Source organism: Enterobacter sp. MGH85 (assembly GCF_001037655.1).
GTDB lineage: Bacteria > Pseudomonadota > Gammaproteobacteria > Enterobacterales > Enterobacteriaceae > Enterobacter > Enterobacter intestinihominis.
The window spans coordinates 4,653,005-4,675,873 of sequence record NZ_KQ089925.1 but is presented as its reverse complement, the minus strand read 5'-3'; the positions used below and the strand labels follow the sequence as shown (position 1 = coordinate 4,675,873).

Annotated in this window: 25 protein-coding genes; 16 read left to right on the top strand and 9 right to left on the bottom strand. The window is 44.8% G+C overall.

Annotation, left to right across the window (positions count from 1 at the left end; translation table 11 throughout):
- The first annotated feature begins 30 nt into the window (after nt 1-30).
- A complete protein-coding gene (locus SK51_RS25085; protein ID WP_047353024.1) occupies nt 31-2,280 on the top strand; it encodes an SGNH/GDSL hydrolase family protein in 2,250 nt (749 codons plus the stop codon).
- 29 nt (nt 2,281-2,309) lie between these two features.
- Here the strand turns inward: SK51_RS25085 and SK51_RS22325 are convergent, their stop codons facing one another.
- Nucleotides 2,310-3,434, bottom strand: coding sequence for an acyltransferase family protein (locus tag SK51_RS22325; RefSeq protein WP_048207154.1), 1,125 nt, complete (start codon nt 3,432-3,434; stop codon nt 2,310-2,312).
- Between the two features lie 365 nt (nt 3,435-3,799).
- Here SK51_RS22325 and SK51_RS22320 point away from each other — a divergent pair, with 365 nt between their 5' ends.
- The 3 genes from SK51_RS22320 (at nt 3,800) to SK51_RS22315 (ending at nt 5,496) form a co-directional block, all read left to right on the top strand.
- Nucleotides 3,800-4,183 (top strand): HumD family translesion DNA polymerase, encoded by a 384-nt coding sequence (locus SK51_RS22320; RefSeq protein WP_047353026.1) that lies wholly within the window; start codon nt 3,800-3,802, stop codon nt 4,181-4,183.
- Between the two features lie 754 nt (nt 4,184-4,937).
- Entirely contained in the window at nt 4,938-5,096 is a 159-nt protein-coding gene (locus SK51_RS25515; protein ID WP_023303150.1) for a hypothetical protein, read from the top strand.
- A 157-nt stretch (nt 5,097-5,253) separates the two neighbouring features.
- Nucleotides 5,254-5,496, top strand: coding sequence for a hypothetical protein (locus tag SK51_RS22315; RefSeq protein WP_023303151.1), 243 nt, complete (start codon nt 5,254-5,256; stop codon nt 5,494-5,496).
- 21 nt (nt 5,497-5,517) lie between these two features.
- Here the strand turns inward: SK51_RS22315 and yecR are convergent, their stop codons facing one another.
- A complete protein-coding gene (gene yecR, locus SK51_RS25710) occupies nt 5,518-5,691 on the bottom strand; it encodes a YecR family lipoprotein (RefSeq protein ID WP_223862021.1) in 174 nt (57 codons plus the stop codon).
- A 291-nt stretch (nt 5,692-5,982) separates the two neighbouring features.
- Between yecR and SK51_RS22310 the strand changes: the two genes are divergently transcribed.
- Nucleotides 5,983-6,339 (top strand): hypothetical protein, encoded by a 357-nt coding sequence (locus tag SK51_RS22310; protein WP_045608302.1) that lies wholly within the window; start codon nt 5,983-5,985, stop codon nt 6,337-6,339.
- Between the two features lie 87 nt (nt 6,340-6,426).
- Here SK51_RS22310 and SK51_RS22305 read toward each other — a convergent pair whose 3' ends face one another.
- Nucleotides 6,427-6,987, bottom strand: a complete 561-nt coding sequence (locus tag SK51_RS22305; protein WP_023303153.1) for a tyrosine-type recombinase/integrase — start codon at nt 6,985-6,987, stop codon at nt 6,427-6,429.
- Nucleotides 6,988-8,500: 1,513 nt separating this feature from the next.
- Between SK51_RS22305 and SK51_RS25505 the strand changes: the two genes are divergently transcribed.
- The 10 genes from SK51_RS25505 to SK51_RS22255 all read left to right on the top strand — a co-directional run bounded on the left by SK51_RS25505 (nt 8,501) and on the right by SK51_RS22255 (nt 15,868).
- Entirely contained in the window at nt 8,501-8,677 is a 177-nt protein-coding gene (locus SK51_RS25505) for a hypothetical protein (RefSeq protein ID WP_013098603.1), read from the top strand.
- Entirely contained in the window at nt 8,674-8,832 is a 159-nt protein-coding gene (locus SK51_RS25500) for a hypothetical protein (protein WP_023303154.1), read from the top strand. Before SK51_RS25505 ends, SK51_RS25500 begins: the two co-directional genes overlap by 4 nt.
- On the top strand, nt 8,798-10,246 hold the full coding sequence (locus SK51_RS22290) for a DEAD/DEAH box helicase family protein (RefSeq protein WP_023303155.1): 1,449 nt from the start codon (nt 8,798-8,800) through the stop codon (nt 10,244-10,246). The genes SK51_RS25500 and SK51_RS22290 overlap by 35 nt, the downstream gene beginning before the upstream one ends.
- Nucleotides 10,247-10,654: 408 nt before the next feature.
- The gene (locus SK51_RS25395; RefSeq protein WP_032623407.1) at nt 10,655-11,050 is read left to right on the top strand and encodes a hypothetical protein; all 396 of its coding nucleotides are present in this window, start codon (nt 10,655-10,657) and stop codon (nt 11,048-11,050) included.
- Nucleotides 11,040-11,396: a hypothetical protein gene (locus tag SK51_RS22280; RefSeq protein WP_048207152.1), complete on the top strand. Its 357-nt coding sequence runs from the start codon at nt 11,040-11,042 to the stop codon at nt 11,394-11,396. The genes SK51_RS25395 and SK51_RS22280 overlap by 11 nt, the downstream gene beginning before the upstream one ends.
- Nucleotides 11,397-12,052: 656 nt before the next feature.
- Complete coding sequence (locus SK51_RS22275; RefSeq protein ID WP_023303158.1) at nt 12,053-12,268, top strand: hypothetical protein; 216 nt, start codon at nt 12,053-12,055, stop codon at nt 12,266-12,268.
- Nucleotides 12,265-12,624, top strand: a complete 360-nt coding sequence (locus tag SK51_RS22270; protein ID WP_023303159.1) for a hypothetical protein — start codon at nt 12,265-12,267, stop codon at nt 12,622-12,624. Before SK51_RS22275 ends, SK51_RS22270 begins: the two co-directional genes overlap by 4 nt.
- A 16-nt stretch (nt 12,625-12,640) precedes the next feature.
- A complete protein-coding gene (locus SK51_RS22265) occupies nt 12,641-13,681 on the top strand; it encodes a major capsid protein (protein WP_023303160.1) in 1,041 nt (346 codons plus the stop codon).
- Nucleotides 13,682-13,812: 131 nt separating this feature from the next.
- Nucleotides 13,813-14,013: a hypothetical protein gene (locus tag SK51_RS25495; RefSeq protein WP_023303161.1), complete on the top strand. Its 201-nt coding sequence runs from the start codon at nt 13,813-13,815 to the stop codon at nt 14,011-14,013.
- On the top strand, nt 14,006-15,868 hold the full coding sequence (locus SK51_RS22255; protein WP_032624790.1) for a cell envelope integrity TolA family protein: 1,863 nt from the start codon (nt 14,006-14,008) through the stop codon (nt 15,866-15,868). Before SK51_RS25495 ends, SK51_RS22255 begins: the two co-directional genes overlap by 8 nt.
- A 42-nt stretch (nt 15,869-15,910) precedes the next feature.
- Here the strand turns inward: SK51_RS22255 and SK51_RS22250 are convergent, their stop codons facing one another.
- From SK51_RS22250 to SK51_RS22225, 6 genes are all read right to left on the bottom strand, one after another.
- Nucleotides 15,911-16,582 carry an EAL domain-containing protein gene (locus tag SK51_RS22250; protein WP_023303163.1) on the bottom strand — a complete coding sequence of 224 codons (672 nt, stop codon included), beginning with the start codon at nt 16,580-16,582 and terminating at the stop codon, nt 15,911-15,913.
- Nucleotides 16,583-16,875: 293 nt separating this feature from the next.
- Nucleotides 16,876-18,126: a DUF6538 domain-containing protein gene (locus tag SK51_RS22245; protein WP_023303164.1), complete on the bottom strand. Its 1,251-nt coding sequence runs from the start codon at nt 18,124-18,126 to the stop codon at nt 16,876-16,878.
- A 311-nt stretch (nt 18,127-18,437) separates the two neighbouring features.
- Nucleotides 18,438-19,184, bottom strand: coding sequence for an SAM-dependent methyltransferase (locus tag SK51_RS22240; protein ID WP_023305547.1), 747 nt, complete (start codon nt 19,182-19,184; stop codon nt 18,438-18,440).
- Between the two features lie 10 nt (nt 19,185-19,194).
- Nucleotides 19,195-19,452 carry a YjhX family toxin gene (locus tag SK51_RS22235; protein ID WP_022647185.1) on the bottom strand — a complete coding sequence of 86 codons (258 nt, stop codon included), beginning with the start codon at nt 19,450-19,452 and terminating at the stop codon, nt 19,195-19,197.
- Nucleotides 19,453-19,711: 259 nt separating this feature from the next.
- Entirely contained in the window at nt 19,712-21,649 is a 1,938-nt protein-coding gene (locus tag SK51_RS22230; RefSeq protein ID WP_048207148.1) for a putative bifunctional diguanylate cyclase/phosphodiesterase, read from the bottom strand.
- A 17-nt stretch (nt 21,650-21,666) separates the two neighbouring features.
- Nucleotides 21,667-22,161, bottom strand: a complete 495-nt coding sequence (locus SK51_RS22225; RefSeq protein ID WP_022647187.1) for a putative pterin-binding protein — start codon at nt 22,159-22,161, stop codon at nt 21,667-21,669.
- A gap of 182 nt (nt 22,162-22,343) precedes the next feature.
- On the opposite strand from SK51_RS22225, the gene SK51_RS22220 reads away from it, so the two are divergent.
- Nucleotides 22,344-22,853 carry a hypothetical protein gene (locus tag SK51_RS22220; RefSeq protein WP_023299409.1) on the top strand — a complete coding sequence of 170 codons (510 nt, stop codon included), beginning with the start codon at nt 22,344-22,346 and terminating at the stop codon, nt 22,851-22,853.
- Nucleotides 22,854-22,869 lie beyond the last annotated feature (16 nt).

Sequence of the window (22,869 nt, the reverse complement as noted above, 5' to 3'; positions counted from 1 at the left end):
CACCGCGCCGGGTTTTTTTATGGAATTAATATGGCTACTCAACCAACTCAAAACGCTGTACCAAGCGAATCATACCGCGACCTGAAATACAATGCGGGCAAGATTGACGAATTCGTCACTTCACTGCAGCGTGAGTACGAAGACAGATTTGGCAAAAAACATTACACGATCGAGGGCTTGCGCTGGGTAGCTCAACAGGCTATTTCAACTTTTGGGTACATTACACTCGACAGCTTCGAAGATGGAAACAATCTCACGCTGCCTAACCAGGTTCTGCGCCTTGAAGCGACAGGCGAATACTACCGCTGGGATGGTGCATTTCCAAAAGACGTTCCTGCAGGTTCAACGCCAGATTCTACTGGTGGAGTAGGGGTAGGAAAGTGGCTCAGTGTAGGAGATGCCACTCTGCGAAGTGATTTGGAGTCTGCTGCGGGTGCAGGGATGGTCGGCACCACGCTTGGAGGAACAGTACAGAAAAAACTTGAGGACGTCCTGAGTGCGCAATATCGCGAACGTAACATAAAGCTTCTTGCGCAGTTCCAATACAAATGTCGCACAAAGCAGAGCGTCAAGATCATATGCCAAGGCGATTCTATTACAGCCGGCATGGACACAACATCCACCGATGTCGTCCCACCAACGGGCGCTGATGCCATAGTAAACCCTACTATCACACACGCCACGATTGAATACCCTGCAAGGCTCGGCGTGTTTATGAATTACGTTTCAGGAATCCCTGTGACGGTAGTTAATCAGGGGGTGAGTGGCCATACAGCAAAAGAAGGTTATGAATACTGGACAACCAATCCTAACGCAGATGTTGTGTTCCTGATGTATGGCATAAATGATGCAGACCCCATCAATAGCACCCATGAAGAATACATGCAGTATATGGAGTTGCTTATTCGCCGTTACATTGACTGGGGATGTGGTGTTGTAATCATGGCTTGCGCATCGGGCGGCACCGGGAGAACTGACCCACTATTCCAGAAATTCGCTCAGCAGGCAAAGAGCATGGCTACGGTATTTGGCTGCGCTTACATGAATGCAAACGAAGTACTCTATTACATCCCGCAGGGTGCTGTAGAGGCTGACGGAACTCATCTTAACTCTGCTGGATATTCAAAGCTTGGCGAAGCGGTAGCCGGTTTTATTCTTGCTGGAGGTGTGCTTTCTGCCTATAAACCACTTTCGCAAGAAACATTTTTTTGGCCTTCAATGCAAAGTGACACAGTCGGTTTTTATGACGCACTTGGTAGTTTCGAAACTCTGTATAACGATGGATCATTCATTCTTCAGAAGATTGTTGGGAGAATGGTTGCAGGGACTCCGACAAGAATATCATTTTCATTTTACCTTGATGCTGATGCTGCTGAAGTAGATGTGATAGGGCAGTGGTCAGACCTTGATGTGGTTTGCGGAATGACTTCTGAGCAGGTTCACGGTAGTGTTTATCCCCCTTATTATGACGATGTAAACCCGAGAAGTTCGCGGTACATCGACACCAGATCTGGTCAGCCTTTTCAGATTCAGATGAGGGATAGATCTGGAGGTAAATTAAGCGGGTTACCACGAATTGTAGGTAGCCTTGTTGGCCGAGGGTGGAAGACGATAACATTCCAGACGCGGGAGGATACTGGAAGCACTAACGACGTGTTTATTCAGGGTATAACTGTCCGACCTGTAGCGCTTTCGGTAGCTCAAAATGATTATTCAGGAAACCAGGTTTTAAGAGGCACTGACGAGGTTTATCGTCAGACGGTACCTCACAAAGGAAATAATGAGGCAGGCGGCCCGCCATCCGCAATAAGATTGAACGGTGCTACGTTCCCATTACCCAAGGCCCTTTACGGAATGATGTTTAATAACGACACTGATTTCTTCGACTGTGGGATTATTGAGATAACACTACGTTGCGTGGGCGGTACTGTTGGAAATGGGTTAGTTAAGTGGACTGGATATAAAAACGCAATTGGGACGGATCTGGCATTAACAGAAACATTTCGAAGTGGTAACACATCAATGCCATCAATAGCCTCACTGAAGATTATGACTGTGCCTAACAACATCAAATATGCATCAGGTAGTTTTGCGCCAAATATGCCATTGCAAAAGATATTTGGACCTGGCGATCCGGTAAATGAGATATCAATGTCCCCTATGGGAAGGGCTCTTACCATGACATTTGACTATCCAACTGCTAATGATGCTGGATACTGGTACATTGAGGTGAGAGGCGTAGCTGTAGGCAGTGGAGAGTTCTGCGCTACAGCATTCTAAACGGAAAGGCGTCGAAAGACGCCTAACATTTATCCAGAAATCTTTTTGGCTATCCTTGCCCCTGCATTGATGAAAGGTTTTTCTATTACGTTGAATATCACATACGACAAGCAAACAGATATTGTTAAAGATGATAAATATAGAGGCAATGATCTAATATCAGTGTTAAGCCCTATTGTCTGACCGTAAAGCTCTATGTATTTTATTACTGGAACGTGAATCAAATAAAGCGAGTAAGATATTGTACCTAATGATATTAACATCTTGTTAAAAACAAAAACTGAATTTCTTTCAAGAATTATAACGCATGATACTATCGTAAAAGCAATATATGCAGATTTGGTTAACCCATGGCCTTCTGAAATTCCATTTAGCCAAAACACAAAAGAAAATCCTAGCAAAGCTATTGCAATGCTGTTAATTATTCCGTTGTTTATTTTGACTTTATTGATTAATGGAAGTGCTTGTGCAATTATCATTCCAAGAATGAAATCAAAAACAATTGGATTTCCTATAAACCCAAAGTGAGATAATAAATAACCACCATTGAAATAATATCTTTGTGCGTCGATGGTAAAATTACCATTGAATATCACAGGCAATAAAACACTAACGCTCACCAGTACAATAGATGCAATCAAAGCCCTATATTTGATACTAATTGACATTGATAGTGCAAATACAATATAAAAATACATTTCATAAGCTAAAGACCATGAAACAATTATTGCTCCCCATCCATAATATGGAGGTAAGGAATTCCAGTCTAGCGGTATAAGGAAGAAAGACTTAATGATATTTACTGTTGATAAAGCACCACCCTCTGGAATGCCGGTGTAAATGTTCCTGTAAAACAGGACTACATAAACAGCAAGTATTACAAAGTAAACAGGATATATTCTAAATATTCTTTTAACAAGGAATGAAGCTGTGTTACGCAATGATGGTGATTTTATGTTTCTTGTGGAATATGAAATAATAAACCCGCTTATTATGAAGAATATTTCAACTCCAAATATTGCATTTGCAGTTAGTCTGTCCATGAATGACTCTGTCTCTACATGACCAAACAAACCTCGATTATGACCAATCGCGACCACAAGAGCTGCAATTCCTCTAAGCGCCTCAATCCCGTAAAGCTTTTCATTTTTCATATAATTCAGAATGTCAGGTTTATTTTTTAATTAAAGATATGATTAGTTTGTAATCCATTTGCAGCCACATAGCCATCATGACAACTCTATTAAAAACATAATACTATTTCCTCCGCTATGCCCCTTAATTAAACCGAAAGCGCTTATCAAAGCAGCAAATCTCACAAGATTATTAGAAATTATTGTCAGCATAATATCCGCCGTTATTAATTAAAAAAACATTTATTTAAATGTGAATTAAGCATTTGTTTGTGAAACACATTTATAATGCCGATGAGTTTAGCACCAAGATGATAATAGATCATCTATTGATAATCATCAGGTCCTTCTATACTGTATGTGTATACAGTAAACAGGAGGTGGTTATGGGATTTCCTAGCCCTGCAGCAGACTATGTTGAGCAGCGCATATCGCTAGATCAGCGCATCGTAACCAGGCCATCAGCTACTTACTACATGAAGTCGTCAGAGACTATCTACCGCTGCGGCATCATGAAAGATGCGCTGCTGGTCATCGACTCGTCACTAAACCCTTGCGATGGCTCCTTGTTGGTCTGTGAGGTGGAAGGCGAGTTTAAGGTGAAGATTTACCGGACATATCCTCAGCCTCATCTTGAGAAAGCCCTTAATGGCAGGAAGGAAAAGTTACCTGGTCACTTCGAAGGGATAGAGAGTCCGGTGTTTGGAGTCATCACGTACATCATCAACGATGCACGTTCTGGTGAGTTTGATGATTGCCCGGTGATGTGATTTCTTGTGCCACGGTTGTGCCATGATTGTGTCATGCACCAGAAATCATCATCCATCATCTTTCTGTTTGTGCCATCAGCATTGGCTGTGTGAATGCGGTCAATGCTTGTAAAAACAGTTAGTTAAATGTGGTGCTTCTGATTCGTAATGCGAAGGTCGTAGGTTCGACTCCTATTATCGGCACCATCAACAGAAAATCCCGTAAAAACAGCATTCTTTAGCATGTTTATCTAACGGTTTGTAACTTCTGTTAGCACTGGTAAACGCCTTTGCGTTGTATCGGCTCAAGTATTGTACAACGTACTGGCGGGTAGTTACCAGGCTCAAGCCCGAACAGCATTAGAAATTATGCCATCCCTTGAAGCTAAAAGAGTTGCCGGACTCTCTAAACACATCACTTGAACCCTTAGCGATACGTTCCGCGCTTCGTGCGGCGCTCAATGATGCTACACGTCGAGATGACGTTGCAGAGAATAAACAGGCGTAATGTTGGGAAGACTAACCGGATCGGGAAAGAATCCGGCTCTGCCACGGTTTCGATCACCGGAGTATAACGATCACCTGATAAGAGAACGTGCTAAGGCTTTATCCTCCCTGCGAAGGGATTACACCCTGCGGAAGCGCTACGCGCCGCCTTTTCTTATGTGCCCAACACGGCACGTAATGGTCATCCATTATCTGCACCATTGTAACTTTCGTTGTACTGTCTCTCTGCTGTACGTTGAGCGCTGGCAGATTCAGCGGAGGTGATATCATGTCAAAAGCCACGAATAAGGCAGCCACTAAGCGCAACAACCGTAAGATTCACGCTCGTAAATTCCTTGCTACGCCAGAAGGTAAAGCTTGGCTTGCTAAGAAGCAGGAAGAGCGAGAGGAAATCAAGCTGGCGCGAACGGCTAACAACATGTTTTAAGCTACCCATCACGGTGCTAAATGGCTTATATCGTCTAAAATCTATTAGTTGCACAATTTAGTGGGCTCTTTCTTTGGAGACACTCACCTTGACTGGAGAGCAACGAGATTTTGTTGAGTCAATGTATCAGGATAATACTAACAGTAGGGGGATGGTAATGACCAATAAGCAGTTACGTATCCACTATGGGTTTCATGGAAAACATAAAGAGAAAATTATTGAATGGGACGGATGTGATCAAATCAATACCGTGTTGTCAGCGCTTGTTGAAGATTTGAATATACCGACAGCTACTCAGACAGTTAACCTCCTTGAGCATGGCATTGATGATGTGTTCTTCTTTGATGAAGTAAGCAAAAAGTGGGAAGAGATCCCTACAAAATGGTTGGCAAGGGCATAAGGGGGCGATGTCCCCTTTATTTTATTTTTTAATATCGCCAGTACATTGATACTCCATTGAGACCAGTGTTTCCATACATCCGCTTGTGGATGGTTGAGAACAAACTGAAGTATAACCGCCGAAAGGCTCAGCACCAGAATAGCCACATGCAGCGCAACGCTGTGCTGCTGCTTGAGCGCCTTGCTGGACGTTCACTTTAGGGGGCGAACATCCCGAAAGAATAACTCGTTTTTACAGTCCCATCAGACTTGCTACCACCAGTTAGAACCTGTTGTTTCTATACAGCACACCCAGACAGAAGCAGAGAAGAAGCTAACAACATCAATAAACTTTTACGCATCAAGGATCATCCCTACCAAGAGTTTTTGTGTTAAGTTGTTGCGGTAAGATTGCTAACTTAAAATATAGCCTCAAAAACTTTAAGAGTTTTCTTAATGATTTCTGTCTGATTCTTGAAAGAAGGAATAATAGTTGCTGCGCGTGATAATGTTAATTGTTTCTATCTTGGCATTACCTGAAACATTAGGTTGCTCTTTTATTGTGTTCTTGTTTGTGAATAACTGGTTAAGTAAACAGGAGGCGATTGCCATCGCGCGTATTATTGCCGTCGAGATGCGTTCATCTGGTTATATAGATAGTTTCGAACTTCGTGTGAGCAGATTTGGGGCGAAGAAGTTTTTTAGTATGTTTGGGGAGTTTTACCTCAACCAATTTGATCCCGACACACGAGAGAGAAAGTATCAGGGGGATGTATCTCTGCAAGGTGTGGGTAATGTGTACTGTGAGTTCACTTATGATCACTACAAGTTTACCAAGTGCACCCTCACTGCTGGTGTGTTCTGATTGCTTTCCAAATGCTCTGGTGCGCCTTGCGTTAACCTTTCAGTCTCATGAGCGCCAGCGGCAGTACAATCAAGCGTTTCATATTGCTCACTCCCAAATGTTTGCAAGGGCAGCGCCCACGCTCTTAACGTCAATTTTCAAATAGTTCATGGTGACTTTGGGATCTGAGTGGTTCAGCGCTTTCATTGCTAAAGCCAAATTCCCGTTAGACTTCTCCCACACCTGTGTGGCAGAAAACTTGCGAAAAGAATGGCATCCTACTGTTCCTTTGATCCCCACATTCTCCGCAGCCTGTTTGATCTCACGGTTCACCTGTTCACGGCTGACAGGGGCTTTTCCTGATGCACGATTGCTGTGTGACGTAAAAACATATTCGTCTTTCGGGAATGCCTGGCGGCGACGTTCTACAATCTCCCACACCTTCGCAGGGACGATGATTTCTTTCTTCTTGCACGTCTTACTCTCCAGCACTTCCAGCGTATTTCCTTCCTTGAACTGGGTGAACTTTAAATTCACCGTATCCCCGACACGTAAGCATAAAGAGGCCATTGTTACCGCTACGTCTGCGAATAGCTGTTTGTTATGACTTTCAAGCCAGTTAATCAGCTTAAAAGCCTCTGCCTGGGTGATTATCTTCGTGGTCGCCATCTGCTTATCTCCGTAAATCTTGAAACTGTGAAATAAGATTATGATCATTTTCAGCAAGTTACAACTATTCAATCTCACATTTTTTTGACGGAGTGGTGGAAGGTTGCGCCATTTCCAGCACTACTGAACGCGAAAAAGCACGGACTCCTGTTTGAAATTCGAACAATTTCGGAATATCTTGAACAAAATCATAATGTTGGCAAGTCTAAACAGATGTTTGAACGTTGCCAAATCCTGGCGAGGCTATGCACGGTTTATGCAGATTCATTGCATACCAGAGAGGCGAAGGGCGAAGATAAAGCGTAGCGTATCAAATAAATCAATAGGTTAGGTATTCTATCTCACATTTCTACAGAACCTTGAGGTAGGGATATTGCACCGTAAATGATAATGATTCTCATTTGAATTGATTGTACTAAGAAATGATTAGAATGCTAATGAATTGGCTGGTTTCAGCATGGAAAAAGAAACATCGTTTCAATTTAGAAAACTCATTCAGCACATTGCACCTATCATGAAAGTGCTCATTGTGGACAATGATCGCTGTGAGCCGCACGGCGCAAGGCTTTCGTATAAGTGATGAAAGATACTTTGAAAGTGAGAAAGGCGCTCAGAGAGCGTTACTGGTGGATTATTTGGAATAGATTAAGCATCGCTTTACCTGGGGTTTAGCGGGTATTTAGAATGTAATTAGCGTGGGATTTTTCCGGCGCTATGGAGGCGAGTATTCGCGATTAACACGCAATCATGAGTGAAACGAGGGATGTAGGGTTAATTCTCCATAAAGTGGACTGTACAATTTGGTATGCGCTGATCACGCGCATGGAGGATAGCTATACAGGAAAGTGACTTCTACAGAAAAGTATTGTTGAGAAGAGATTTTTCCTGTATAGAAACTTGTCATGTTCGCTTCACTCACTGACACAAACCAACTACTAACTACCCTTAATTAAATTAAGGTTATTAATTATCTCTCTTATGTTCTCGTATTCCTCGAACATACATCATTGTGCAGGATGATCATGAGCAGATACCTTTTCATGCGACATTCACCCGCTGATCGCTGGTTCATTGTGAGCCTACGATCTCAACACATCAAAATTATGTAAAAGGGCTTATCATTAAAATGATGTGTTAACAGGTTCATTGTGCGATGTAGCGTAGCTACAAGATCGGCTCACTCGCATGAAGAGCCGGAAATGATGCCAATCGTAGAAGCGTCCTCTCCGGTTGGCAAAACTACCATAAAAACTTGTTGACTTCCACTAACTAATGTTGCTATAAAGCACATTATGTCATTGACATTTAGCAAGGCATTGAAATAGATCAATAAATATCTTGACAAAACGTTCGTTTGTATGTTATAGTTAGGTATGTTCTGAAGAAACAGAACAACAATTCACTCTACAGATTTCCTTTAAGCCTCCTCCTGGGCATTCGGTGAGGGGGCTTTTCTGCGTCTGTAGCTCACCGACAAGGTGAGTCCCCACAATGAATAAGGAGACAATCTTCTATGAAGTATTTCAGCAGTGACCAGGTGTTTTATGAACTGGTGAGTGGTAAAGCCACAAGAGATTTAATCTACGCATCTATGTACGTAGCCAGAAAACGAAAGTATTTCGAACGTGAACAGATGTTTAAAGAAGCACTATCCCGTTTTGATGAATTTAAGAAGGATTCCAAAGAATGAAGATTAACTTCACCCCTGAAACTTACGAGGCTTTGATCAATCGGGCTAATCGTGAAAATAAAGCCGCCGCCGCACTGGTGAGCGAATTAATAACAACAATCCTTAACAAAGAGGAAACAAATGAACCAAAGAAGAAAAGTAATAACCTACGTTGATGCAATTTGCGGATCTGGAAAGTCCACCACGTTACAGCACTACATCAAATCAAGTTTATTAACAAACTCCGAAGCAATTCCCCCTCGTTATCTTCTCGTGATGCCAACACATGAATTATGTGGACAGGTGAGGGAAGAACTAAAAGACAGACGGGTGAAGAGTTTCCATGTGGACACCGAAACAGAAGCGGTAAGACACCTAATTTCCACCTTGGAATACGATTTCCAGCATTCGGTTATTATCTGTACACATCAATGTTTCATTCATTACTGCTATCGTGCAGCGCTTGAAACGGAACTTCAAAACCTTCTCCGTAATTTCAGTATCTTTGTTGATGAAATCCCTGATGCAATGTTTGGCGCTTACATCAAAGTGCAGCATACCAAACGGACGGAACAAAATTTCCCATTCCTGGATTGGCTGGAAGAGCGGGACGGATTGTTATTCCTGAGTGAGGATAAGCGTGAAGATTTCTACGACTATTGGCACGAAACAGAGGCGAATGGTGCTGAGTTAAAGCGCCTGCTCTGGGCGATTATGCAGGGTGCTGGACTTCTCTACGAAGAGAATAAACACCTGTTTGCCTTCACTGAGTCTCCAATTATCAGATCTGTAGAATGGGCTGAACAACTCACACTTTTAGGTGCTGGCTCTTCTCGAAGTTTGTTTACCTGGGCTGCTGAACATCTGGCGAAATACGAAGTTGAGGAAGCTGGTGAAGATTTACAGCCGCCACTTGAAAGACGTAAACATAAGCGTGTACCGATCTCCCTGGTCGCCGTATGTGAAAACAGATGCACTTTGACAGCATTACAGAAAGTGTTTCACGAACATCTCCAGGAAATCATCCAGCGCGTGCCTGGTGAATTTATCTTCGCTACCAACAGAGATAAATCCCTGTGTCAGTTTACTACGATAGGGGATGAAATTCTTACCGATGCTTCCCGTGGTATCCGTGTTTCAATGGCTTCCTATGGCCTGAACCATTACCAGCACATACACAATGCAGCGTTTCTTGGTTGCAGTAATCTTGATAAAGATTTCCAAGGTAAATGGCGGCAGTATGCGGAGCTTAACGGCTGGAATGTTGAAGAATTTGAACAGAAGCAACGCTCCGCGATGAATTATGAACGGTGCTACCAGTTTATTAGTCGTACATCTATCCGTAATGCTGACACTGATCACCCTCTGGTGTTCGTAGTACCTGATCTGGCAACTGCTGAATACATCAAAGAGCATTATTTCCCTGGAGCAAAGATTGAATGTCTGAAATTTGGGAAAGTGAGAAAGAAAGTTAAAGGTAACAACACCCGTAAAGAAGTACAGGAACACAAATCCAAAGGATTGACCCAAAGACAAACGGCTGAACTAATGAAGAAAGGGATCGCCACAATACAACGCCACTGGAACTAATCAGGAGGACTAATTGATACAATACATAAAATTGAACAACACAAACCAGATACAGATCAACGATAGCGGGAAGGGCGTTTACCATGCCCTGGTTTGGTTCTGGAGAGGACGTAGGACACGCATTTCCTACGGAGAACTATCTGATAAATCCGGTGTAAGTGATCACGGGATCAGGTTCTGGCTTCGTGCGCTGCGCAACATTGGTGTGATTGAGATAGATGATGAAAGTAGCTATTTATCATTCACGCTGAAACACATCGAACGAGACAATGTAGAATTTATCTACTCTAATTTCTAAAACTCACAATAGGGAAACTTTTATGATCATCGCTATGTATTGGTTATTTGCATTTTACGCAGTATGGACATTAACGAGAAAACACGGAAGTTTCCCTCTACGAGGAATGAATGGGAAAAAGAAAACGTAACGTAGTTACAAAATTTGAACGAAACGCACAATCATTATTACGAACATCTGATTTTCAAAATCTATCTCGCCTTTCGAAGGAATACAATTCTGTTCCTGGTGAATGGCAAACTACAATAATTGAAGAGAATAGCCCTGCAATGTCTCCTGACGAGATGGGCGCATTACAGGATATTCTCAATAGCTGCCCAGGTGCATTCTGGAAACCCAGGAAGATGAAAATCTTTAATGTGGATTCTTCAAATCTTCACAAATGGCAAATTCTTAATTTCTCCTCATACGAACATTATTGCGGCTGGCTTTCGGTTAATCACCTTAACAATTTAACCCGCGACTTTGACACCCTATTTGATACCAAGGAACATTATGACTCTTAACACTATGGACACCGTGAACATCGTGAACACCCTTATTAACTCTTTCCACGATATCTGGCATCTACCAGCATTGCAGCTTGTTAATAAGGCGTGGCGTGAGAGAACGCCCTCCGCGCTTCTGGAAGCGATACAATACACTGAACAGGCAATTACCGCCCTTGAACACTGGAGCGCTGCTGTAGAGCACCTGGTGCAGATGAACGGGGATACCGTCACCGTGGATCAGGCGTGGCGCATTGCCAATGACCTTGAAGAGCTTGCTTGCTCCCTGCAATACATCACCGCCGAACTTGCGGAACTGGCAGGAGCCATTGCCGAGAAATACGCAGTAAGCAAATTTGAATAAAAATGCAAGGAAAGTGAATAAAATTTCGGTTTGGGTATTGACAAATTAACAGAAATGTTATAGAATAAGAAGTATGGATAGTATTCGAATCACCTCTCCCTCCAGAATGCCGTTTCTCATAGCGGCACTCTCTCCATCTGAATTTTCTCTCTGAAAGCTGGTTGTTTTCCTTTGTTGTGTTTAGTTCCAAAGGGTGGCGCGGGCGTTCCCACTTGTGTCGGGTGGTAACGGACAATCACCGCGCACATTCTCTTTCAGAGAGCAAATTCTTTGCTCTAAACCTTATAACCCCGTTAGGATTATAAGTAGTCAGACTGAATAAATGCCGTCAGTGGTAGTTACGTTCAGGCTGGCAATCTCTTATTACTATTCCAGTGGTGATATTGAGATTCCATTCCCACTTCTCGCCATGACAGAAGGGCTTCTGTTTTGAAGTGGGAGCAATGACGGGCGATCCTTCTTCTGTTATTCGTAACAGTTGCGCCCTTCATTTTATTCAAGAAACCATTCTTTAACTTCATAATCCTCCGAAACGATGACGTTAAACAATGCTTTCTAACAAGGGCATACTCTTCAGGGCTACTTCGGTAGCCCTTCTCTTTACCCTGCATACAGCATTTATGTTGTACGCAGACACAACGCGAAGGAACAACACAATGTTCTTATTAAACAATCGCGACCGAATCCTAAAATACAAATCCGAAGTGATTCAAGTTAACCCTGAAATAACAGCTAAAGTGGCTGAAATGGCAGGATGCACTATAGAAGAAATTGAACTCGCTGTAGAGCGTTATTTCCCTTCTGAGGACACTCCTCAACTTAGTATGCAGGAACGGATCGCAATCAAATCCAAGGAAATCAAACAACAATGATTGTAGACCTAACCGAACTTTTCCCAATTCGTAAGAGTTTCACGGACGTAGTGAGCTACGCCACTGATTCTTTTGCAGTCGTAGAAGGTCGTGTTTTCGACCTGCCAGCGGATATTCAATGCGCCGATGTCATCGGGGCTGATGGCGCTTTATACACCTCCGGCGATAATGCCTTTGTGGTGGTAAGTGATTTCGTGAGTGCTGGCGACGGTAAAACCGTGAATGTCCTACGTGCGCCTAATGTTGGCAGCTTCGTAGCGCTCAAAGCCGACAACCTGAATGCAGCTAACCACGCCGCAGCTATTACCACGCTCGAATCCAAAGGATTCGTATGCCGTCCATTCTTCACCTCTTAATCAAGGATGATCATTAATGACTAAAATCGCAATTGGGCGTGAGATGGTCGATTTAGCGCCAATCTTCCAGGCCCTGCCGGAACGTAACTACCTTATGAATGCCCTCGACCTCTTCGACGAAGTAGGTGTTCAGAATCCGAAAGTGGTGGTGACACAGCTTCTGGATGATAACTACAGCCTGTTTAACACCCCGCAGAGCCGTTATTCATCAAACCACGACACTACCGCGCGTCAGAATGGTAAAGAATATTTGGTGGAGATTCCTTGGTTTGCAAGGGAAGACACCTTCAAACCAGTAGACGTACAAGGGAAAAGGGTACAAGGCACTGATTACGAACAAACCGTTACAGACCTGTACACCGAATACACTGGGAAACATAAAATTGCTTACCTTCGTACCCGAGAATCGTACCTGGCCCGCTGCCTCTTCAAAGGTGAAGTGTACACCCCTGCAACTGATGACCTGCTGATCTCTTATGCTGAATTGTTTGGCGTTGTGCCAATGACAGCCAGCGTGAGTGCAGCGACAGCGGCACAGGATTTTGATGCCATCTTAGACAAAGTTCAGGCTGCCGCAGGTGGATTGGCTGGTCAGATTGAACGAGTGATCGTATTCGCTAAACCTGCTGCATTCAGCCAGATTCGCTTCTCTGACAGTATGTCTAAAGCGTTCCAGTATGTAGCGCCATATGACGACCGTAACCTGTTCTACCAGCGTCACGAGCTTCTCCCTGGTGTTTCAACCTTTAGCCTACCTGGTAGCCCAGTAGATTTTGTGAAGGTCACAGACACGCTGATCCTTGCACAGATGCCAGATGATGCTGACATGGTGGCGGTTCCGGTGTTCAGCAAGGGCAGTGGCAGTACAAACCCTTATCAGAACATCTACGGCGCTGCCTCTGGCAACTTTGCGCTGATTGATGCTGCACCTGCTGAATACTACTCCTGGGGCTACCTGAGCGAGCGCGGCGATGCTTACCACGTTATGCACGAAAACAGCGCACTGCCTGTAAACCATGCGTTAGGTATGCAGGTGAAAATCACCATCACTGCTTAATGAGCAAGCGGCAGCCTGCCGCTGGAAATAATCAGGCGTTTTAATGAGGGATGCTCACTAATCCACAGCGCAATTGTGGCTCTGGTTGCATCCCTTTTTTTATTTCCCCCATAACAAGAGGAAAAATAGAGGTGGAACTCATACTCAAATCCAATCGTGGCCTACACGTCCGACTGAGTGCAGACGATGCAGAAGGGCTGCTCAAGGTGAGCCAGCTTTGCGAGCTATTAGAGATATCGTATACGGGCGTTAGAGCGCGTATTTTCCGTGGTGAAACCGTCGAAGCGGCAATTCATCACTTCTTGGATCAGAAAGGCGGTGGTGATGCTTGATATCAACGTAGCTTCCATCAAGACGACCGTTTCCTTTGTGGTCGATAAACAAAGTCTGGCGGAAGCCCGTAAAGCTGGCGATGACCTGAAAAAATACTTTGAGAAAATAGCCGATCCGAAGATTCGCTTCCAGGCTCAAAAGCAGCGCAGACAGAAAGCCCGTCAACAAGCTGACGATGCACGTTTTAATGATAAACCTCGTGATACGAAGGAAATGAAAGCCCAACGTGCGGCGGAGAAGCAGAAAGTCAGGGGTGAAAAGGCTAATCTGAAAGCGAAGCAGCAGCTACAGAAGCGCCAGGAAGTAGCCGAACTTAGACTTCGCCATGCAGGGCTGCAAATCTCTGGGATTAAAGGTAAATACGAGCTTGATCCTAAGTCTCAATATGAAGCGTTACGTATCATACGTCAGCAAACAGAGGAATTTGCCAAAGGCAATCTGACCAGTGCCCGTATGAACGCATCTATTCGTGAGCGTGTAACTCTGTTACGCAGAGAAGCCGCACAACAAGCGAAAGTGACACAGGCACAGCGTACCCAGTATGCCGCAGCAGCCACTAAGCTAAAGGCTCAGAAGGGCGGGAATGCTCCTATCGTCGGTGGTGGGGTATTAGGAAGCCTTGCGTTAACGGCTGGCTCCCTCGGAGTGGGGCAGCGAATTGTTGACAAAGGGAATGATAACCTCGAACTGGTGAGAATGAGTGAACGTGTGAAAACCAACCCAAACGCCATAAAAACGATGGTAGCCTGGGGACAGCAACACGGTGTTGATTCAGCTAATACCTCAAAAGCCGTCGATAACATGAAAGATGTGCGTGAACGCCTCGCCATGACTGTTAACGATGCTCAAATGAAGAATGGCGAATGGAAGGGTGGGGATGGTGGCATTACGTCGATAATGAACAAATTTGGATGGAGTAAGGATCAGATTTCCAAGTTCCAAGATTCACCACTCGATTTTGTTCAAGCTACGGTGAATGAAGGGCAACGCCGTGGTATGTCACAGGCTCAGATTGGTACGTTGATCGAGAGTTTAGGTGATGACCTGATGCACTACACCGATATGTTCATGAATAACGGTGCAGAGTATAACAAGACGCTGAAAACTCTCGTTGAATCGGGGCAGACGCTGAACGACGAGCAAATCCGCCAGGTATCCGCTTACGGCGATCTGTCCGTGGCAATGGGTAATCTGATGAATGGAGTAGACAATCAGTTGTTTACAGGCTGGATGAAAGGCTTTGCCGATGGGGGCGACGATCTGGTAAGGAACACCAAAGTGATCACAGAATCAGCCGGATTGCTCGGAGAGGGATTAGGCGACCTTGCTAAACAGGTGACGGGCTTTGTTGGAGAAATCTCCAGCGTAGTGTCCGATCTGAATGCTGGCATTCGTGAGAAGTTCCCAGATTGGTTTAGCGAAGCTAACAAGCCAGCGGCCCAGGCGGTAATAGATGGTGTAACAGGTAGTGCTGATAGTGCGGCTTCTTGGGTGCAGGACAAGACAGGGTTTAATACCCGTAGTGTCGGTCATGCTGTTAAAGATTGGTTAGGAATAGATGATCAGCCTACAGGGACAGCGGTAGAACAATACAGTCTGAATGGTGATTCTCTGCCAGGGGGATCGCTTCGTGATTCTGCTATATCATCCCTAACCAGCACCAATAGTGCGCCATCGTACAACCTTGCACCTGTATTCAATCTCAATCTTGAGGCGTCTGTTCCGCTCACAATTGCGAGTGATTCAAGTAGGCTTGCGGATTATGTGGATTTTACGGCGAAAGCCTCACAAGCGGCGTTTACTCAGTCACTAACCTTGTCAGCCTTGAGCGGTCAAAGCAGTACAGGCGGGTGATACATCAAAGGGGCGTAAGCCCCTTTTTTGATGGTTTCAACACTACAGCAATAAATCCACGTTTTTAAAAGGGACAGATTTAAAAAGATACCCCTGTAATCCCCAAACCCCCACCTCACGCAGTATTCCCAAATGTTCTCGATTCTCAATCCCTTCGATAATAACTTTGCCGCAGTGTTTTTTAATTGATGCAATTAACTGGTTGAAGGTTGGTTTTTTCACCTGCTCATTGAAGAAAATACGATCTATTTTTACCACTTCAAAGTAACCTTCTATCAAACTAACTACATTTGCATTACCTGCCCCAAGGTCATCGAGCCATAGCCCATTTACACCCTGGCTCAGCGATTTTAATAAGGGACTTTTCAATCCCTTATCCAAACCAGGGAAATGCTCAGAAAGTTCAAGTTTGATGAATGGCATCGATTCGAAAGTTTGTCTAAGTATGTAGTCATGACGTATTAAAAAAGCCATTTTCTGATCAATGTTCAGTGTACAAAATAGATTCTTTCGTTCGAACCACGTTTGCATAGTGGCAATGTTTCCACATTGTTCGTATAGGAAAAGCCGCTTCCTATCTAAATCCCAAGATGAAATTACGAATTCAGGGTGAAGGGGGCGTCCATCTGAGGCAATGAAGCGAGTGAGAAGCTCAACGCCTAACAACCTCTCGTCAATGCTCACTATAGGATCAGCAATGAATGTAGTATCCATAACAAATACCTTAAATTTTAATTAAAATTATATTGTAATTTTTATCACAATAAAGCAATAGTATTGCTAAAATTTATGGTACGGATGCAGGGTTTTGACTAAATGATTGATATGAAATGACTTTTTACTTTGCGGTGGGTGTTTGCTGATTGTTATATATTAGTCTTGTGATGTATTTCTGGTTGTTTTTTTGCTCGGTTTTTTGTTTGATACTGGTTCATATTCACCTAAATATATAAGTAATGTAATAATGTTCTATTCGATACGTTAACGAGGGGCTTACGCCCCTTTTCTTATGGGTTGTCAATTCTTGAATAGCGTAGCAATTCGATGTACTGCTGTAGCTCAACAGGGGAGGCGGCATTCTTGCTGTATGTTTTGAAACTCTCCGTTTCTCCTCTCGAATGTCCCAGAAGAAGGGCTATGCGATCTTCTGGGACGGGGTTTAACTTATCTCGACCAACCCCGCCCCTATCCAGAGTTTGAGCAACGAGATGCCTGATCGAGTGAAACACCTTGTTTTCCTGCCCTGGGAGAATGTCGCGTTTAAGTCGTCCAAAGCGGTTTACATGCCACGAGGAGCGCTTGCCGTCCTCTCTCTTGGTCACACTTGCACGGTAGAATAAAAAACCGTTGTGCGGCTTCTGGCAGCGTTCCAGAACCATTGTTCTAATCGCACTATGAAGTGGAACCAACCGCGCCGCATTGCGTGTCTTACCCTCCGTAACCTCGAAACATAGCACCCCCTCTACTTCACAGATATTGTCTGATTTTAAACTGGCTATTTCATTAATGCGCATCCCGCTATAAGCGGCGATAGTGGTCACATCCCTTAGCTCGTCCTCTCCTAACTTGTTAAACGCGCTAATGAGCTTCGTAATATCCTCTTCCGTGAATGCCTCGTAACTCTGGCGGCTCTGCGCTGTGTTGAGTTTATGCCCCCTGAACACGTTACTTTCCAGCGGTGGGGCGTCCTGGTATCGGGAAGAGGCAAGATCGAAAATGTTTGCCATTGCTGATAGATAGTTAGCCACTGTCTGGACTGCCTTTGTCTCTCTGAGATGATCAAGCCAGCCTGTAACGGTGGTACGGTTGATATCGTTAAGTTCCACATCCTTCTTTCGCAGGTAATTCAGGAATAGTTCTACGGCTTTCCTGGTCTTGCTTAATGTTCCCATTTTCAGGCGATCAGCGTTATGCATAAGGTAGATCTCTAACATCTTAATCAGAGAAGGGCATTGGTAGATAATCGGCGCTGATGCTTTCGGGGCAGCTTTCGCGTACTTAGCCACGCTCTTTAAATAGCTGATCGTGTCCTGCAAGCTGTCCGGTTTTGGAGGCTCTGCAATTTGCCTGATGTGGTGAAATTCATCGGCTATAACATCACGCTTCCTACGAGCCACACGAAGATCGGAAGTTTTCAGACTACGGACGAGAGTTTTTCTTCCACCAAATGCATTACGGAGCCATACAGGAATTGAGATCCTGACGTAATAAACTCCGTAACTATCGGAAATGATGTATTGATCCGGCTTGTATTTCATTTTCCACCCCGTTAAAGTTGAGGGGCGTTTATCATGTGCAGGGTGAATGCCAGATTATCAGCGTGCGTAAAAATCGTTAAATCAGGTAGTTGCGAAGGTCGTAGAAGAAGACCCGAACACAAGATTTATCGCGTGTTACACTCCTATTATCGCACCATCTAAGTCAAATAGTTACCCTGCATTCCAGTAAATCTCATTCTTAGATCATGGCAGCAAATGTTGCTGATGTCTGCACGTTTTCGTCCCATAGTTTTGTACCTGTAAGAAGTTGAACGGCGGCATACCCCCAAGGCTATACCGCCAGCGCCATATTATCGCGCCATTAACGCAAACACCCCCCAGCCAAAGTACTCCCGCGAGTACGTCACATGACGTTCAGGCGCTGTCGTCAGCTCCGCCCGAACCTCCTGCGCGAAGTCATCTTCTGGGTTTTCCTCCAGCCAGCGACGCATGGTCATCCATTTTGCGGCTTCGTACCTGTCCCAGCCTTCCTGGTCTGCCAGCACCATTTCAACCAGGTCATAGCCCTGTTGATCGAAAGACGCAACCAGACCGGGCAGAGTGAGAAAGTCTGCAATCGACGAGACGCCGCACGCCTGGGCTGTCTCCTCCGTCGCGGGTACCTGACGCCAGTACGGTTCGCCAATGAGCATTATTCCCCCGGGCTTGAGGCTTTTTGCCAGCAGATCCATCGTCCCGGCTACGCCACCCGCAATCCAGGTTGCGCCAACGCAGGCCGCCACGTCACATTTTTCATTCGCGACATAGCCAGCCGCGTCGTTATGAATGAAATGGACGCGTTCGCTGACGCCGAGTTCCTCTGCGCGCCGCGTGGCCTGCGCGGTGAAGAGCGGGCTCATGTCGATGCCGGTACCGGTGATACCGTAATCACGTGCCCAGGTGCAAAGCATCTCTCCCGAGCCGCTGCCAAGATCGAGAATGCGTGTGCCTCGCTTCATGCGTAACACGCGACCCAGCGTCGCGTACTTCTCTTGCGTAAAGGGGTTATGAATGCGGTGTTCGCTTTCGCTAACAGTAAAAATACGTGGGATATCCATCATCCTCTCCTTAACGGTTATCGGGCTGGGCGCGGACGTTATTCAGCCCGGTAGTGTTAATGCGGTAGGGCTGACCGTTAACGGATTTGATCAGCTTTTTGGTTTTGAGCTTTTTGAAAACGGCGAGCGTGCAGTCAGCCAGCAGTAGCCCTTCGCGGCTATAGCATTCAACGGCGGTGACGCGGCCGGAGGTATTGCGGACGTGCACAATACGGCCACCTTTGGCGAGAACGTGTAAGGTACGTTGTTCCTGACGGGATAAATTCATACTGGAAAACCTGTTTAATCATCATGTGCAAAACGTGCAAACACACAGCGGTGTCCGCATTCGATTTCGGCGCATTGATAATCAGTCCGGCCTGGAAAGGTCGGTAAGCTGATTATCGGATGATTACATTCTCCAGCATCAAAGCCTCGGGTTGAGTTGAAAGGTATTTACGGGGTGAATGATAACACCTGATTTTTATAAGTGAATACCCAGGGGTGAAAAACGTGATCACGGTTGGCATCGGGTTGAGGAGAGGGAATCATTCCAGGCCGCTCTTAATTTTGCTGTCGACCTGAGGCTGTGGTTTGCTGAAAAGATATCCCTGCACAAGCTCGCAACCCAGAGCCTGAAGCCGCTCAAGCTGCTCTTCGGTCTCAACGCCCTCGGCTATAACGCCCATATTAAGGCTCTTAGCCATACCGGTAATAAGCTTCACAATATTAAGCGCATCTTCTTGTGTAGATATCGGATTGACAAAAGATTTATCGATCTTGATTTTATCAAAATTCAGTTCGCTGAGTCTGGAGAGCGACGAATAACCCGTGCCAAAATCATCAATGGAAATTCTTACGCCCAGTGCGCGGAGTTTTTTCAGAATCGCAATGGGGTTATTTCTGTCACTAAAGAGGGATGACTCCGTGACCTCTAACTCAAGACGGTTAGCCGGGAGCCCGGGCTCAGCCAGAACGGTCTGCACCGTATTAATAAATGATTTACTGCCTAATTGAACAGGCGAGACGTTTACGGAGATCCTGGCCGGAACAGCCCAGGAGACCGCTTCCCTACAGGCCAGTTTAAGTACGGTTTTACCTATCTCGTTGATCATGCCTGTTTTTTCTGCGGCGAAAATAAAGCTATCCGGGGAAAGCATTCCCTTGACGGGGTGCATCCAGCGAATAAGCGCTTCATAGCCGTAAATTTCCTTGCTGACGGAATTCACAATAGGCTGGTAATAAACAATAAACTCATTGTTTTCTATCGCCCTTGCCATATCATTTTCAAGCGTTCTGCTCTCCTGCAACTTCTGAAGCATTCGCTGACGGAAAACTTTAATCTGCTGTGAGCCTGCCTTTTTGGCTTCATAGAGCGCCAGATCGGCGAACTTATAAAGATAATCAGCACGTCGTTCATTATCTGATAAAACAATACCCACGCAGGTGGCAATTTTTATGAGCTGGTTATTAATCGTATAGGGTTTACTGATATTCTCGCTGATCTCTCTAGCGCGCAAAACGGCTTCGCTTTCGTTTAACCCACTGGCTAAAAAAGCAAACTCGTCTCCGCCTAAACGGTAAAATCTGTCTGAAATATTGCTCATGGCGGTCAATCGCCTGGATACCTGACGTAACAGTAAATCGCCAGCATCATGACCATAGGTATCGTTGACCTCTTTGAATCGGTCTAAATCAAATAACATTACCGTAACGGGAACATGATTTTCTTCGGCCTCAAGATTGAGTTTGCTGAGCTCATCCCAGAAGTACAGACGGTTTTTCATGCCAGTGAGGGAATCATGGTAAACGTCATACTCTAGTTTTGAATTCTGAATCTGTAGGGTCTCCTTGGATAACTGGAGTTCTTCTGCAAGACTTTCAACCTGCCTGTGCGCTTTAAGGATGTTTTTATTTTGATAGATCGTTAAAAAACCCAGGATAATACTCAGAATGATCAGCAGTAAAGAGAGGGCTGAGTAAATATAATACAGGATCTGTATTTTATGGTTGCTACTGTTAATCGTGCTAATGTCTTTCGTTAACGCGCTTGATGAAAGCTGACTGAGTGGAGCATCCAGCAAATGCATGGTATGAAGGTATGTTTTTACATCCGAATGGCTCATTTTTTCGAGGTTAGCATCCAGATACGTAAGGATTTTATCAAGGCTTAACGCGAGGTCATGATGTGCCTGAACGTTTTTAATGTAATGTCCTAAATCCCCCTCCTTAAACAGATCATTCTGGCTTAGCATAATTTCCAGCCGCATCCGGACCTGGTCTATCGTTACGTCATCGGAATCGGTTGCGTACAGACCAAGCCATGATTCAAAGCGGTAATATTCGGATACCAGTTGGGCGACAGACCATGACTCCGTGTAATGAGTCAGTTTTTGGAGCTCCTGCTGTCGATCGTAAACAAGAAAAGCAATATATCCAGTGGTGATAAAAAGAGAAAAAATGATACCAACCAGTATCCTGTTCATTATGTTCTCCTGAACTGCTATTCAATCTTCATTTTGCTGACCTGCCATGCCGATCGCGAATAATATATCTGATTATTTAATTCAGGAAGACTGTCGTAGGGATATACAATGAATGCCGGACCTTTATCTCGGATGCGCATATATTCACCATTAACCTTCAAAGCGAGTATGGCATTATATTTTTTAAAGTCGCTCAGCGGGATGGCTGTCGCGTAATCATTAAGCGCTATAACATTGACCACGTTACCCTTTGCGCCAATATAATCCATGAGTTTGCTCATTGGAACACCCTCAAACTTTGTGCGGCCATTATACCAGGGGGATGATGTCTGGAAGCTCACCATACCGAGTTTTTCAAGGCTGGCGATATCAAACACGGCTTTTCCACTTTCATTCGTGTTCTCGATATTACCGTAAATCGTTAAAATGGGTTTACCAGCAGGTTTTGGCAACTCACCAGCCAGGGTGACGCTTTGCACTAAAAAGCAGCACAGCATTAGGATTAATCGCATTTCAGCCTCCACGTTTTAACATAAGTATAAGAATTATAATTTAGTTATCCTACTAGTTTATATATTTTATCTCTCCCCACGTTTATCCATCATAATCAGGATGTAAAAACGCCGTCAGTCGGCAGCCACCCGAGCGATGCTAAACCTTCTTACCGCAGACGCATGACAAGGAACCGTCCATCATGAAAAAAGATAGCTATGCCTTTTTAATTCCACTCATCGTTGGCGGGTTAGCGTTGATATTTGGCTTTGTTGTCTGGTCAATCGAGATTTATCGCGTGACATTTCTTACGGCCCTGGGGGAACAGTATCTTGCGGCTGTCACATTGCTGCTGCCGCTGGTGGCGATAGTGATGTTCGCCGCGAAGAGGGCGTTTAAAGACAAAACCCTTGTTGACGTTGTCAAACTTTACCTCGGCCTCATCATCTTCAGCCTGCCGGTTGCCATTTTCGTCATCTTTACCGCGGCCTGGCTACTGAACGGAGAATACTCTGCCTGGAGCCAACCTTACCGGTATGAATCCGGCAGCAGAAATAGCTGTTCGGGGGCGGAAGTCTATGAGCCGGAACTCAAGAGAGAGATCCGCATCTGTTATCCTCAGGGATATTATTTAATCGATGGCACCCTGTACGTGGAAAAGCGGAGTAATTCGCTGGGTATGGTGGTGCTTTGGGCGATCGCGCGATCCTGAACCTCAGGCTCGAATA

Coding starts and splice junctions, on each gene's coding strand:
- SK51_RS25085 (WP_047353024.1), top strand. CDS start 31: ATGGCTACTCAACCAACTCAAAACGCTGTACCAAGCGAATCATACCGC.
- SK51_RS22325 (WP_048207154.1), bottom strand. CDS start 3,434: ATGAAAAATGAAAAGCTTTACGGGATTGAGGCGCTTAGAGGAATTGCA.
- SK51_RS22320 (WP_047353026.1), top strand. CDS start 3,800: ATGGGATTTCCTAGCCCTGCAGCAGACTATGTTGAGCAGCGCATATCG.
- SK51_RS25515 (WP_023303150.1), top strand. CDS start 4,938: ATGTCAAAAGCCACGAATAAGGCAGCCACTAAGCGCAACAACCGTAAG.
- SK51_RS22315 (WP_023303151.1), top strand. CDS start 5,254: ATGACCAATAAGCAGTTACGTATCCACTATGGGTTTCATGGAAAACAT.
- SK51_RS22310 (WP_045608302.1), top strand. CDS start 5,983: ATGTTAATTGTTTCTATCTTGGCATTACCTGAAACATTAGGTTGCTCT.
- SK51_RS22305 (WP_023303153.1), bottom strand. CDS start 6,987: ATGGCGACCACGAAGATAATCACCCAGGCAGAGGCTTTTAAGCTGATT.
- SK51_RS25505 (WP_013098603.1), top strand. CDS start 8,501: ATGAAGTATTTCAGCAGTGACCAGGTGTTTTATGAACTGGTGAGTGGT.
- SK51_RS25500 (WP_023303154.1), top strand. CDS start 8,674: ATGAAGATTAACTTCACCCCTGAAACTTACGAGGCTTTGATCAATCGG.
- SK51_RS22290 (WP_023303155.1), top strand. CDS start 8,798: ATGAACCAAAGAAGAAAAGTAATAACCTACGTTGATGCAATTTGCGGA.
- SK51_RS25395 (WP_032623407.1), top strand. CDS start 10,655: ATGGGAAAAAGAAAACGTAACGTAGTTACAAAATTTGAACGAAACGCA.
- SK51_RS22280 (WP_048207152.1), top strand. CDS start 11,040: ATGACTCTTAACACTATGGACACCGTGAACATCGTGAACACCCTTATT.
- SK51_RS22275 (WP_023303158.1), top strand. CDS start 12,053: ATGTTCTTATTAAACAATCGCGACCGAATCCTAAAATACAAATCCGAA.
- SK51_RS22270 (WP_023303159.1), top strand. CDS start 12,265: ATGATTGTAGACCTAACCGAACTTTTCCCAATTCGTAAGAGTTTCACG.
- SK51_RS22265 (WP_023303160.1), top strand. CDS start 12,641: ATGACTAAAATCGCAATTGGGCGTGAGATGGTCGATTTAGCGCCAATC.
- SK51_RS22255 (WP_032624790.1), top strand. CDS start 14,006: ATGCTTGATATCAACGTAGCTTCCATCAAGACGACCGTTTCCTTTGTG.
- SK51_RS22250 (WP_023303163.1), bottom strand. CDS start 16,582: ATGGATACTACATTCATTGCTGATCCTATAGTGAGCATTGACGAGAGG.
- SK51_RS22245 (WP_023303164.1), bottom strand. CDS start 18,126: ATGAAATACAAGCCGGATCAATACATCATTTCCGATAGTTACGGAGTT.
- SK51_RS22240 (WP_023305547.1), bottom strand. CDS start 19,184: ATGGATATCCCACGTATTTTTACTGTTAGCGAAAGCGAACACCGCATT.
- SK51_RS22235 (WP_022647185.1), bottom strand. CDS start 19,452: ATGAATTTATCCCGTCAGGAACAACGTACCTTACACGTTCTCGCCAAA.
- SK51_RS22230 (WP_048207148.1), bottom strand. CDS start 21,649: ATGAACAGGATACTGGTTGGTATCATTTTTTCTCTTTTTATCACCACT.
- SK51_RS22225 (WP_022647187.1), bottom strand. CDS start 22,161: ATGCGATTAATCCTAATGCTGTGCTGCTTTTTAGTGCAAAGCGTCACC.
- SK51_RS22220 (WP_023299409.1), top strand. CDS start 22,344: ATGAAAAAAGATAGCTATGCCTTTTTAATTCCACTCATCGTTGGCGGG.